We start from the raw sequence: 13,316 nt of genomic DNA on the forward strand, positions 1-13,316 counted from the left end.
ACATCGGCCTGGCCCGGTAGGCTGGGTGTCATGTCCGGAATGATCAAGAAGGAAGACATCGAGAAGGTCAGAGCCAAGGCCGATTTATATGAGATCGTCTCTGAAAGCGTGACTCTGAAGCCTTCAGGTTCCGGCACCTACATGGGCTTGTGCCCCTTCCACGACGAGAAGTCTCCTTCTTTTTCGGTCCGTCCATCCATGGGGGTCTGGCACTGTTTCGGCTGCGGTCTGGGCGGCGATGTCTTCACCTACGTGGAGCAGGAGGAGAACGTCGAGTTCGGCGATGCCGTTGAGATCCTGGCAGACAAGTACCAGATCGAGCTGCACTACGAAAACTCCCGTCAGGACAAGCGTCGCGGGTCCAAACGTTCCCGTTTGCTGGAGGCCAACGAGGAGGCCCAGCGTTTCTTCGTCTCGCAGATCATGAGCAAGGAGGCGCTTGCGGCCCGCAAGCTCTTGGCGGGCAGGACCTTCTCCCAGGCTGACAGTGCTCATTTCGGCTGCGGATACGCCCCACGTGGATGGGACAATCTGGTTCGACACCTGTCCACCAAGGGTTTCACCCAGCAGGAAATGCTGGATGCGGGGCTGGCCAGGCAAGGGCAGCGGGGGGTCTACGACTACTTCCGGGGCAGGGTCACCTGGCCTATCAGGGATTCCACGGGTCGTACCCTGGGCTTCGGCGCTCGCAAGCTCTACGAGGACGATGGCATCAACGCCAAGTACATCAATACGCCCGACACCCAGCTCTACCGCAAGAACCAGGTGCTCTACGGCATCGACCTGGCCAAGGATGCCATTGTCAAAAAGCGGCAAGTGGTCATCGTGGAGGGCTATACCGATGTCATGGCCTGCCATCTTGCCGGTGTCGATACGGCTGTAGCCACCTGTGGCACTGCCTTCGGTGAGGACCATGCCAAGATCGTCCGTCGGCTCATCTCCGACGACGCCTTAGGGGCTATCCAGCTGGTGGGGCCGGTCCAAGGCTCACGCGTGGTCTTTACCTTCGACGGTGATGCCGCCGGCCAGAAGGCTGCCCTGCATGCTTTTGGCCTTGACGGGAGCTTTTTGACGCAGACCTTCGTGGCGGTGGCCCGGGAGAATTTGGATCCCTGTGATCTGCGCATCCAGTATGGTGATGAGGCTGTGCGTTCTCTGGTCGAGCATGCCCGGCCGCTGTACGATTTCGTCATCGACACGGCCGTAGCCATGTTCGACACCCAGTACACCACCGGGCAGATGGGGGCGGTCAAGGCTGTGGCGCCCATCCTGGCCCAGATCAGGGATCGCTCCCTGGTGGGGGCCTACACCCGCAAAACCGCCAGAAAAATCGGCGTGGATCTGGATCTGCTGCGCCAGGAGGTCAACAGGGCCCGCCGCAAGCTGCATGTGAAGGACCAGGATGCCTATGCGGTCCGCGCTCCTCACCGCGGTGCGGGTGAATCGGAGGGTCGCGCGGGCCATGGCAGTGACGATGCCATGCAACGTCGTAGGGTACAGCGTGAGGATGCTCTCCGACAGGGTTATCATCACATCGATGATTCCGTCTTCATTTGCGAGCAGCAGTTCATGGGCGTGCTTATCCAGATTCCCAGAGCAATCGGTTCAGATGCCTTCGCTCAGCTGAGTCCGGACAGTTTCGAGGTTCCGATTTTCCGCTCGCTCTATCGGGCTGTGCAGGCCGCCGGAGGACTGCCTGACATGAAGACACCCCAAGGATTGTGGATGCATAACTTGACCAAGGCGGGCGGGCCCATGCTGGAGTCGGCCATCAACGAGCTGGCTGTCATGCCTTTGCCGCTGAATTTGGATAAGCAGGAGGATAGGCAGAGGGGCTCAGGACCGGGCTCCAAGAAAAACGATAAGGGGGACGATCAGGGCGCGGGCTCCGAGGACGCGGATGTTCAGCTGAAGCAGCCTAGCCCGGAGGAGCGTCAGTATGCCTCCGAGCTGCTGGCAAGGTTGCTGGATGCCACTTACATGCGACTGATTGCCTCGACCAGGCACCGGATGAATCAGTTGCCAGACGGTCAGGAGAAGTTCGACCTTCTTGGTCAGCTCACCCAGTACGAGACTCAGCGCAACGAATTGCGCAACCAGGTCTTCGGCAACGCCGAGTGAACTGGTGGTCAGATACGTTGGTCCTCCCTGTCCTTGTCGAAGTTTTGCTTGTAGACAGGGGCAGGAAGGACTTAGGTTAGGTGTGGTCTCCCCGTTAGGCGGGGAATGATATCTGTGAGTTGATGCAGGTCATCACGGTGACAATGATCGCGGTAATGATGCCACCCAGATAGGGATTTCTGGTGTGACGGTAGATCGCCCGGGTCACCATAGGCATGACGGCCAGCGGGACCAAGGGTGTCAGCATCCAGTCCGGTATCTGTGTGTTGTTACCGAACAGGCCGTTGACTCCAGTGACGAAGAAATACCCGTATCCAACTACAGCTATAAGCAGGGCCGGCAGCATGTTGAAGAACGCCAGCAGACCTATGTTGGCTGTTGAGTTCCTCCCGAATGATGTGGAGTAATTCAGACTATTGATGAAGACCGATGTGGTTCCGTAGGCTACAAGGAAGAAGGGCAGTAGCTTGAGCATCTCAGGAATCTTGTCGGCGGTGAATGGTCTGGCGGCCCAGTACCAGAACCGAAAATCGGAGTTGAAGAGGAACTTGCAGGTGAAGATCAGCAATATAGCCAGAAGGCTCACTGTCAATGCAAGTGTTATTGTCTGCCAAAGTCTTCGTCCACCGATGGGCAGATCAAGATCCGAGACTTTAGTGCCCCGCTTTCGCGCATACATGCGGTACCACAGAATTGTCAGTCCGATCATGAATATGGCATTCAGGCAGCCCCACACACCATAGAACAAGGGCATACCTTGCCGAAAGTAGTTGCCGATATGCTTGTCGACCTTCAGTCCAAACAATGTCAGAGCGCTGGCAACTGAGAAGGCGGTGGCTGACAGCAGGCAGGCCCACAGCCATACTGAACCTCCCTTGTAGGCATCAGCTTGACGCATGTGTGCCGGTTCCTCTGATCCGGCCCTTTTGAAGAGGCTGGTTCTGACCAGACAGAGCGTCCCATAGACCATGAAGAGCATGAGTCCTATCAGTCCGAGAAGCCCTCCGATCATTTTGAGCGGGTAGATATGGTCGCCGTCGACAAGGTCTGTTTTCATGTTGAAAGCCCGGACCATGAATTGGACGGCATCGGTGCATGGGCGGGATAGGAAGAGCACTGTTCCATGCGTCCCGTTCTCCATATATATGACGTGCGAGGCTTGATGGCCATTGATCTGCTTGTGGTACCACCGGCCGCTGATCCCTGCAGGGGTCTGATCGGTGGGTGTGATGCCGAAGTTGAGGAAGGATCGTGCGTTATTTGATTTGAGATACTGCGGATTGGGTTTGATTTTGCCAGTTGACGTATCTTTTTCCTTAAAAGAGTAGTCGTCGTATTTGCCGGCGAGTACTCCTACAGTACGGTCACGGTAGTAGTTGAAATACTTGCCATTGGTGTTCTTCTTGGCTGCTTCGACGACGTTGGTCTTACCAGGAACATATCCGAAAGCGGCCGTCTCATTGTCCTTATAGACCGGATCCCGGCTGACATAGAGCACGGTCTTGATCAGTGGATGCTGTCGCTTATTGTCGATCAGGATGGATTCATGTATGGTGTTCCCACCTCTTGAATGCCCTGAAACCCCTATCCGATCAGCATCGACAAAGGGGAGAGAGGTGAGGTATTCCACTGTGTCATACAGTCCACGTCCGTTCACCACCATTCCTGGTCATTGAGAATTTCGGATTCGCCATGGCCATAAAGGTCGAAAGATACCACGACGAAACCTCTGCGAGCCCACTCAATCTGGAAGTCATCGCTTTTCTCCTTGTTGGTGTTGCCTCCGTGAGCAAAGACAATGGCAGGTGCCGGGTGCTTAGGAGTAGCCGTTTTCGGCTGGAGCATGTCCATGCTCAACCGGTGGCCTGATGGAGATTCAATCTGCAGCGTCTCCTTGGTGACGCGGCCCCCATCGGTTTGGGCCAGATTGGACATAAGCCCGCACGCCAGACAGAGGATGAGTGAAATGGCCAAGCCAATGGCCGGGTTATGAAGAATGGCAGATTTTTTCATGGATTCGTCCTTTTTGCAATGTTTGCATAGTTGCCTTGGATTGTGTCTTTCATTGATGATCCTCTTTGTTCATCGGATTTGTAGGTGCCGAAACCAGTAACGACTACGACAGACCTATTTTTGGCGTGAGGCAGAGCTAGGAAATCGTCTCCCGTTTAAATAACCGGTAATGCCTTACTGATATAGTATTACCGGTAAGGCATGACATTTTATTTATTGTTTCTATCTTGGCTCTGTGGCACATTCTCAAGTACCGAGTGGATGGGCGGATTACGCCGTAATAATGGGCTTGAACATACAACGCAGAAGGGCAGCTCTGCACTACAGCCAAGAGTTCGTTGCTTATAATGCCAACCTTTCCCGGTTCGCATACCAACAGTTGGAGCATGGCCAGTCGCGACCCGGGAGTCCAGCCAATCCCAGTTTGATCAATATCATGGCAGTTGCCCAAGTACTTAATGTGAGCCTGGATGAGCTGCTGCCTGATCCGTGGCCGGATCTTCACGCCAAGTAGTGTGGGGTGACGCCATTTTCAAGACAAGCCCTGCCGATAGGGTGAATGCATGAACATGGAGCATCAAAAGGAAGAAAGTCGTGCCGGGTCGACTGACAAAGCCCGGTCCGCTGTGGGTCGTCGTCCGCTTGCAGTCTTCTGGGACATGGACGGAACTCTGATCGATTCAGAGCCCTACTGGCATCAGGCGGAGCTCGATTTAGCGCACGAGCATGGAGGAGACTGGAATGCCGACATGGGTTGGCAGGTTTCCGGCAAACCTCTGCCCACCGTGGCAAGGTTGATGCGGGAGCGTGGTCTTGACCTTCCTGAGGATCAGATTCCAGATTTGTTGATTGATGGGGTCATTGCCATGGAGGAGCGTCACTTGCCTTGGATTGAAGGTGTTCGCACTATCCTGACAGACCTGGTTGGGGCCGGCATTCCCTCGATTCTGGTCACTACTTCGCCACGCCGTATGGCCCAGGCAGTGGTTGCCAAGGCGCCCGAGGGGGCTTTTGCCGACTATGTTTGCGGGGACGATGGGCTGGCGCAGAAGCCCGACCCTGCGCCCTATCTGCATGCGGCCAGTCTGGTTGGCATCAACAGCCCTGATTTGATGACCTCCTGCTTGGCTTTCGAGGATACCTTGACCGGCATCACTTCGGCTGTGGCATCAGGAGCCACCACTGTGGCCTATACCGGCACCAACCCGGTCGACACCTCATCAGGCCCTCAGTTCGCTTCCATGAAGAGCTATGTTGGAGTCACCCTGGATGATCTGTCTGCACTAATCGCCAAGCGACTCGGACGATTGGGGTTGTCGGCTGCGCAGACTCGCTGAATCGATCTGCCTACTGCAGGGGCCGGTATTTTCGGCTGGAGCCGCGTGAAGTGGCCACCGGATACCTGTCGGCTGTCCTTTGCAGTTTGTCCATGATGATTCGATTCATGTCCAGATTCAGCCGATCCGCCAGCTGGATGCAATAGGTGAGCACATCAGCCAGCTCGTCGGTTACGTGGCCTTCATCTCCGTCCCTGGGATCGTCCCCCCACTGATAGCATTCCAAGAGCTCGGCAGCTTCGATGCAAATTGATTTGGCCAGGTTGGCGGGCGTGTGGAATTGATCCCAGTCGCGCTCGTGTACAAAATTCATCACCGCTGTTTCTGTTTCCTTGCTGATCATGATTTCGAGCCTATCAGCCGGCCCTCCTGCCATCAGATTGGTATGGGTTCGTGGCATAGTGAAAAACATGGATTCATCAAGCGCGCCGCAGCCTGTTGTGATGACTCTGCCCTATGGCGATTTCAGAGATGAGGATTTTTCCAAGGCCATTGCAGAGTACAAGCAGGCGAAAGCTGTTGGCAGTCAGGGCAGTCATTTGGAGGAGAGGCTGCTTGAGGAGCTGTTCCTACGCTATCCCACTGTATATATTGTCTCTGCTGATGAAAGGGACAGCAGCAAAAAGCATGGCGGTGGACCCCCTTACGTGGTTTACGTCGGGGAAACCAATGACATTCGTTCTCGGACCAGGCAGCACATCGAGCTGGATCCACGAACCCGCACGGATTGGGAACGCCTGGTGCGATTCATGCGCAATCACCAAGACAGGGTCTGCCAGTACATCATCGGTGATCGCCACTTCAACAAGTCCCTGACCCTGGATATGGAAAATCGGTTGATGGGGTATATGCAGAGCGTCGATGCAGTCAAGCTGGTTATGAACCGTAGAACTAACGCTCAAGACATGTATTACACCAGCGATGAATTCGACAGCATCTTTTCCAAGGCTTGGCAGATCCTGCATGAAATGGAGCCTGATCTGTTTCCGGAAGAGAAGGCAATCTTGGACTCCGCCCTGTTCAAGGCCTCGCCCTTCCGCAAGCTCACCGACGAACAACGGCGAGCTGAAGAAGCTGTTCTGCATGTGCTGGAGTCGGTCATTATTCAAAACCCCGGCGAGGGTTTCCACTCGATGACAGAATCGATAGGCCCGGTTCGGATCGACGATAAAGCCCATACTCGAGTCATAGTCGTTCAGGGCATGTCAGGAACCGGCAAGACCGTTTTGCTTAGCCATCTCTTCTATCAGATATGTGCCAGATATGGCATCTATGGGAACTTGGACGGCAAGGACGATAACCGTTCGGCAAATGCCAGACAGCGTTCCTACATCATTGTCAACCAGGCCGAGCAGGCCAATGTCTACAACCAAATGGCTCTGAAGCTGGGACTGCAGAAGAAGCGCGGCCAGTGCGTTGTTGGCGCTGTCCAGTTCATCAACCGGTTCAGCAAGCACACTCATCGAAATGGCCGGTCCACAGGCAGGGCGGCAGACCCTATGAATAGCGTCGAGGCGAAGGCGGATGTGGTGCTGGTTGACGAGGCGCACCTGCTGCTGACGCAAGGGTCGCAGAGCTACTCCGGAAGCAACCAGCTTTACGACATTCTGCGGCGGGCAAAAGTAGCCATCGTGGTCTTCGACCCGGAACAGGTCTTGCGTGGATCCCAGTTCGTAGATGCTCAGGAAAGTCGGCTTCTGGGGTTGACGGGTTCTGAGCATGACAAGACCTTTCCGCAACCCATGCTCATTCGCGAAAAGTCAAGGGACGGTCAGCATGTACGCAAGGATATCTTCCAGGTCAGTCATGTTCATTTGGATCAACAGATGCGTATCCAAGCTGATCCTGCAACCTGCGCCTGGCTGGATCGGATGACAGCCAAGGATGGCACCATTGGCCAACTGCATCCGGATCCCTGGGAGCATCCTTATGAGATCAAGGTTTTCGATTCGCCTAAGGCTTTGAGAAAGTTCATTCGCCAAAAGGACCAAGAGCAAAGGGGAGAGGGCTCCTTGGGCCTTTGCCGACTCCTGGCCACCTATGACTGGCCTTACAGCAGCCAGAATCACCCGGACCCACAGGATCCCTCCCATCACTGGCAGGTTGTACTGCGCCAAGGGGATTCAGGCCAGTGGGTGTGGGCCGAAGAGGGTCAGGACGGGGATGGTGAATTCGCCATGCCTTGGAATTACGAACTGTATGAGGAAAAGGGAAACTCTGCTGCAAATCACCGGATCGCCTGGGCCGAGCTGCCCTTCACCATTGATGAGGTCGGCTCCATCTTCACCATCCAAGGTTTTGACCTCAACTATGCGGGAGTCATCATCGGGCCCTCGGTCACCTACAGGAATGGAAAGGTCGAATTCGAACCGAAGCTCAGTTGCAACACACTGGCGACCAATCGGCGGTCGGAGCAGGAGATGGACCCTGTGGATAATCTTCGGCACGAGTTCAACGTGTTGCTCAAACGAGGGGTGCACGGATTGGGGTTATTCGCGGTGGACCCCGAGCTTCGGGATCGACTGGCCTGGGCAGTGGGTGGATTCGCCACCTCCGGTCCCGACCCAGCCTAACGCGCCTACATCGTTTCAATGCCAATCAGGGGTATCATGTCCTGGGCCATGGTCCATGGCCCAGGACATATCCATGAGAAAGGCGTAGGCGAGTATATGACGACGCGCAAGATCATCCTGGACTGCGATCCAGGTCATGACGATGCGGTGGCTATCCTTCTGGCAGTAGGTGATCCGCGGATCGACCTGATCGGAGTGACTACGGTTGGCGGCAATCAGAGTCTGGACAAGGTTACCTACAATGCGAGGGCTGTGCTGGAAAAGGCTCATGCGCGCCAGGTGCCGGTCCACGCCGGATGTGATAGGCCGCTGGTGCGTCCTCAGGAGGTGGCCGCCTCCATCCATGGCCAGACTGGTCTGGACGGTGTCGAGCTGCCTGAACCTACCCGGCCCCTGGATCCTGGCCACGCCGTCGATTGGATCATCGAGACCATCATGCGCGAGGAGCCGGGCACAGTGACCCTGGTCCCCACCGGACCCTTGACCAACATCGCCATGGCCGTCCGCAAGGAACCCCGCATTGTCGACCGCGTCCGTGAGGTCGTGCTCATGGGCGGCGGCTACCATGTGGGCAACTGGAGCGCTGTCGCTGAATTCAACATCAAGGTGGATCCTGAGGCTGCGCATATCGTCTTCAACGAGCCCTGGCCGGTCACCATGGTGGGGCTGGATCTGACTCATCAGGCCCTGTGCACTCCCGAGGTTCAGCAGCGCATAGAGGGCATCGGCACCGATCTGGCCCACTTTGTAAGCGGGCTGATGGACTTCTTCCGCAAGTCCTACCAGGACAACCAGGACTTCGTGGACCCGCCCGTGCATGATCCATGCACTGTGGCCTATCTGATCGACCCCTCTATTGTGAGCACCCGTCGTTGCCCGGTTGATGTGGAGCTGCGCGGGGATCTGACCTGCGGGATGACCGTGGCCGATCTGCGCGGCCCTGAGCCTTCAGCTGAGGACTGCCACACCCAGGTGGCCGTCAAGCTGGACTTCCAGGGATTCTGGGACCTGGTGGTCAAGGCCATCACCGCGATTGGATGAGATCAATGAAGACTTCGAACACAGCCGCACCCAAAACTGACAAGCCCACCACCACAACCGCTGGCGGTTCAGGCTCTTCCATCGTCGCCTTGATGACCGCCCTGATGGCCGCCGTCTTCGCCTTCCAGCTCAACGCCTCCATGCTCTCGCCGGCTCTGACGACCATGGGGAACGAGCTCAACGCCAGTAGCTCCAGCATCGGACTGACCCAGACGGTGTTCTTCACCTCCTGCGCGGTCTTCTCTCTCTTCCTGCCTCGGCTGGGCGATCTTGCCGGCCGCAAGAAGGTGCTGCTGGGCATGCTGAGCCTGACGGCGCTGGGATGCGTGGTTTCCGCTCTGGCACCGAATGTGACGGTGCTCATGATTGGTCGTGTCATTCAGGGGGTGGCCGGTCCGGTCGTGCCCATGACCCTGATCATGCTGCATGCCGAGGTGACTGATGAGGCCCGATACGCCAGGCTCATGGCCGTTTTGACGGCGGTCAACGGCGGCATCGGCGGCGTGGATGCTATCTTAGGCGGGTGGCTGGCTGGCACTTTCGGTTTCCGCTCGGTCTTCTGGTTCATGGTGGCCATTGCTGTGATCGCCGTACTCCTGGTGGCCCTCTTCGCCCGCGAGAGCTATGCAGACGATCGCCCCCGCATGGACTGGGCAGGTGTGGTCTTCCTCTGCATCGCCTTCCTGGCCGCATACCTGGCTATCAATGAGGTCGAGAAGCTTGCCCAGGCGCGCTGGCTACTGGTGGTTGTCGAGATCCTGGTGGCCGCGGTCTTCTTCGCGGTCTTCTGGAAAGTTGAAAGCACAACGTCAGCACCCATGGTCACCACCACCTATCTCAGACAGCGGCGCACCTGGGGCCTTCTGCTGACGACTCTCACCACCATGGTCGGTGTCTTCGCCATCATGAACGGGATCGTTCCGGCCCTTGCCCAGGATGGCGAGGTCGGTGTCGGCTTGAAAGCCAGCATCGTCTCCTTTGCGACGCTGACCCCCTATGCCTTGGTCGGTCTGGTCTTTGGCCCGGTTGCCGGGATGCTGGCCTCGCGCTTTGGCTACATCAAGGTCCTGAGAGTCGGTCAGCTAGTCAGCGTGCTGGGACTGGTCTTCGGCATCTATGTCTGTCTGGTTCCCAGCATCTGGAGTCTGGTGCTCCTCTCCCTGATCCTGGGTGTCTCCTATGCAGGGACGGCCAATATCATGCTCAATGGGTTGGGCGTGGTCCTGTCTCCTGCGGACAATACCGGGTACCTGCCGGGACTCAACGCCGGAGCCTTCAACCTGGGCTCAGGCCTAAGCTATGCGGTCCTCTACGCATTCATGAGCGGCCTGGCGGCATCCGGGGGAGCCCGCGCTGGATATGTTGCCGCCATGATCGGAGGCGGAGTGCTGGTGCTGATTGCCCTGATCCTGTCCTACCTGATTCCCGATCCGGAACGAATGGATGACAAGTAATATTGCCATCTGACGGGGGTCCTGCGAATGCAACCTATCCGCAGGACCCCTATTCATGTTTAATGGGCATCCGACTCTGTGACTGTCCGACAAGGGTCAAAAGTCGGGGCCAGACAGACTAGCCGTCAGTAGCGCCGAGTGTTCCGACCCCGGGTTCAGGAGCGGAAAATAGCGTCAACAGAGGCCCTGTAAGCCATGAGCGGGCGCGTAAACTAAGTGAGGAATTCGTTCGCCGGAGGTGACCATGCAACATCGGGTGATCGGACTGCTGAAAAACGAGACCGTCCTGGTCGTCGCGGCAGTCATCGCTCTCGTATCCTGCATTCTCATTCCTCCCGACCGGCAGTATCTGGGCTACATCCACGTCAATACCCTTACTCAGCTGGGTTCCCTGATGATGGTGGTCTGCGGATTTCAGCGGATTGGGGTCTTCCATGCCATTGGTGCCGGCCTGCTGAGTCGCGTCCGCTCGGTGCGGGGCCTGGCCTTGGTCCTGGTTTCCCTGCCTTTCTTCTCCAGTATGTTCATCACGAACGATGTAGCCCTGGTTACTTTCGTGCCCTTCGCCATTGCTGTGCTCATCATGGCCGGTCTGGAAAGCCATGCTCTGCTGATCGTCACCCTGATGACCCTGGGTGCCAATGTGGGCAGCATGCTGACGCCGATTGGCAATGCCCACAACTTATACCTCAAGGCCCGCTCCGAGATGCCTACTGGGGAGTTCCTCCTCCTTATGGCGCCCTACGCTCTGGTGGCGGCCCTGATGCTCTTCCTGTGCTGCTGGTTCGCCTTCAGGAATCAGCATTTGGATAAGTTCGAGGGCATGGATGCACAAGAGATTCGTCACAGCATTCTAGCGCCCCGGGAAGAGGGGATACAGCCTCAGGTCAAGGAGATGCAGCAGTCCAGCGGATGGCGCATCGCCATCTACCTTCTTCTCTTTCTTGTCTGCCTGCTCGGTGTGGCCAAGCTGATTCCCCAGTGGACCATGGTCCTGGTGGTGGTTGTGACCTTTCTGATCTGCGACAGGCGGGTCTTTCTGCATGTGGACTGGGGTCTGCTGCTGACCTTCGTGGCTTTCTTCATTTTCATAGGCAATGCCAGGAGGATTCCCCAGTTTTATAACCTGGTCAGCGGCCTGGTCAATATCCACCCTTTGATTACCTCGGTCCTGTGTAGCCAGGTCATCAGCAATGTGCCTACAGCACTTCTGGTCTCAGGTTTTTCGACAGCCTGGCGCTCAATTATTCTGGGCACCAACCTGGGCGGGCTCGGAACCCTGGTCGCTTCAATGGCGTCGCTGATCTCCTACAAGGCTGTAGTCAAGCAGTATTCGAGCAAGAAAGGTGAGTACCTGAAAATCTATACTGCTTTTAATCTGCTCTTCCTCGTCGTGTTGGTTGGCATGGCCCTGCTGCTGGAGTAGACTACCCACCATCAACCAGGAATGGTGCCGCTGACATTGAGAGGGAGGCAGCAACGGTGGAACCGGACCCGTGCGCGTCTAAGTCCAAGGACACAGGGATATTGACCAGACGGAACCTTGGGGTTCTGGTCGGAATCATGGCCTTGGCTATCATGTCGCGGTTTGACTCCATCATCTCTCCTTCCGTGGCGGCCATTCAGGCATCTTTTCCTCGCGCTGATCCCTCCACCGTTGAATCGGTGGTCTCCATTGGCTCTTCGGCGGCCATAGTTTCGGCCCTTTTATTTGGTCAGCTCTTGACCAGAATGAGTTTCAGAACCGCTGCATGCATCAGTTGTCTGTGTGTCGCCCTGGGCGGCTTGATGCCCCTTTTGGTGCATAGCAGTGTAAGCCAGCTCCTCTTGTTTGCCTTGGTTGTCGGATTCGGCGTGGGCATCGCCACTACAGTTCTTCCGAGCCTGTCGGCCAGGTTCTTCCGCGGGAAGCAGTTGGCGGCGCTGATGGGGCTGGTCCTGGCTGTTCAGGATGGCTCTTCCATGCTGGTCCTTGCCCTGGGCGGTGTCCTGGCCAAGGGAGGGTGGCTGCACAACTATTGGCTTTATTTCCTGGCCTTGCCTGCCCTGGTTTTGGTCATCTTCATGGTCCCCGGAGTCGGTGCCGTCGAGGAGGAGTCGGAAAAGGCCACAGAGCCTCAAACATCCCCCTTGCAGAAGGGCAGACAATGCTGGTGGGCTACCATTTCTTGCATTCTCATCGGTTTTCTGAGCATTTTCCTGGTCGCGGTCCTGTACAACAAGCTCGCAGTCTACATAGCCAAGTACGGTTTGGGCGGCACTAGTGCAGCAGGGGTGGCCTTGATGTTCAACACGGGTTCCTCGGTCGTGATCGGGCTTAGCATCAACGGCATCAAGCGGGTCTGCCGGCAATGGACGATTCCGGTCGCCTTCCTGCTGATGGCCCTGGGCGCCCTGCTCTTCCTGACCACCCGCTCCTTCACGCTGGTCTGCCTATCGGCCTTCTTGGTTGGTTCGGGCAGTGCCATCAACATGGCCACCTGCCCCTTCCTCCTATCCAACCTAACTCCGCACAGACGCTATCCCTTGGTCATGGGGGTCTTCTCGGCCACCACCAGCCTTGGTTTTACGGCATCCACCTGGGCTTTCAAGGCTTTCTCATCAGCGTTTGGACTGGATCCGGTAACCGGCAGTTTCATGGGCATGCTGATCATCGCTCTGCTGGCCGCTGTCATTCTCTCGCTTGTTCGCTTCCAGAGCTGTGTCGAATCCCGCTTCATTGAGCAATAAGTCACCCCGTAAGCTGTACAAGCCAGAAGTGTAGGTTCTTCGTCTAA

General features: G+C 56.7%; 11 protein-coding genes. 8 read left to right on the top strand and 3 right to left on the bottom strand.

From position 1 onward, the window contains the following. Window positions 1-30: 30 nt before the first annotated feature. Window positions 31-2,121 carry a DNA primase gene (dnaG, locus tag H3T93_RS00455; RefSeq protein ID WP_144177467.1) on the top strand — a complete coding sequence of 697 codons (2,091 nt, stop codon included), beginning with the start codon at window positions 31-33 and terminating at the stop codon, window positions 2,119-2,121. Window positions 2,122-2,215: 94 nt separating this feature from the next. Here dnaG and H3T93_RS00460 read toward each other — a convergent pair whose 3' ends face one another. Next, window positions 2,216-3,778 carry an alpha/beta hydrolase gene (locus H3T93_RS00460; protein ID WP_232348582.1) on the bottom strand — a complete coding sequence of 521 codons (1,563 nt, stop codon included), beginning with the start codon at window positions 3,776-3,778 and terminating at the stop codon, window positions 2,216-2,218. Further along, the gene (locus H3T93_RS09090; RefSeq protein ID WP_232348583.1) at window positions 3,775-4,134 is read right to left on the bottom strand and encodes a CocE/NonD family hydrolase; all 360 of its coding nucleotides are present in this window, start codon (window positions 4,132-4,134) and stop codon (window positions 3,775-3,777) included. Before H3T93_RS09090 ends, H3T93_RS00460 begins: the two co-directional genes overlap by 4 nt. A 283-nt stretch (window positions 4,135-4,417) precedes the next feature. On the opposite strand from H3T93_RS09090, the gene H3T93_RS00465 reads away from it, so the two are divergent. Next, window positions 4,418-4,648, top strand: coding sequence for a helix-turn-helix domain-containing protein (locus H3T93_RS00465; protein WP_110425556.1), 231 nt, complete (start codon window positions 4,418-4,420; stop codon window positions 4,646-4,648). Between the two features lie 49 nt (window positions 4,649-4,697). After that, window positions 4,698-5,471: an HAD family hydrolase gene (locus H3T93_RS00470; protein ID WP_144177465.1), complete on the top strand. Its 774-nt coding sequence runs from the start codon at window positions 4,698-4,700 to the stop codon at window positions 5,469-5,471. Between the two features lie 10 nt (window positions 5,472-5,481). On the opposite strand, the gene H3T93_RS00475 is transcribed toward H3T93_RS00470, so the two are convergent. Continuing rightward, entirely contained in the window at window positions 5,482-5,814 is a 333-nt protein-coding gene (locus tag H3T93_RS00475) for a nucleotide pyrophosphohydrolase (protein WP_144177464.1), read from the bottom strand. 67 nt (window positions 5,815-5,881) lie between these two features. On the opposite strand from H3T93_RS00475, the gene H3T93_RS00480 reads away from it, so the two are divergent. The 5 genes from H3T93_RS00480 to H3T93_RS00500 all read left to right on the top strand — a co-directional run bounded on the left by H3T93_RS00480 (window position 5,882) and on the right by H3T93_RS00500 (window position 13,269). Then, window positions 5,882-8,044 (top strand): DUF2075 domain-containing protein, encoded by a 2,163-nt coding sequence (locus H3T93_RS00480; protein ID WP_232348584.1) that lies wholly within the window; start codon window positions 5,882-5,884, stop codon window positions 8,042-8,044. A gap of 96 nt (window positions 8,045-8,140) precedes the next feature. Further along, window positions 8,141-9,085 (top strand): uridine-preferring nucleoside hydrolase UriH, encoded by a 945-nt coding sequence (gene uriH, locus H3T93_RS00485; protein WP_046323844.1) that lies wholly within the window; start codon window positions 8,141-8,143, stop codon window positions 9,083-9,085. Window positions 9,086-9,090: 5 nt separating this feature from the next. Then, window positions 9,091-10,539 carry a uridine transporter UriT gene (uriT, locus tag H3T93_RS00490; protein ID WP_144177462.1) on the top strand — a complete coding sequence of 483 codons (1,449 nt, stop codon included), beginning with the start codon at window positions 9,091-9,093 and terminating at the stop codon, window positions 10,537-10,539. Between the two features lie 244 nt (window positions 10,540-10,783). Next, complete coding sequence (locus H3T93_RS00495; RefSeq protein ID WP_144177461.1) at window positions 10,784-11,965, top strand: SLC13 family permease; 1,182 nt, start codon at window positions 10,784-10,786, stop codon at window positions 11,963-11,965. Between the two features lie 152 nt (window positions 11,966-12,117). Then, on the top strand, window positions 12,118-13,269 hold the full coding sequence (locus H3T93_RS00500; protein WP_198191027.1) for an MFS transporter: 1,152 nt from the start codon (window positions 12,118-12,120) through the stop codon (window positions 13,267-13,269). Window positions 13,270-13,316 lie beyond the last annotated feature (47 nt).

Source organism: Bifidobacterium sp. M0404 (assembly GCF_016101415.1).
Taxonomy (GTDB): Bacteria; Actinomycetota; Actinomycetes; order Actinomycetales; family Bifidobacteriaceae; genus Bombiscardovia; species Bombiscardovia polysaccharolytica.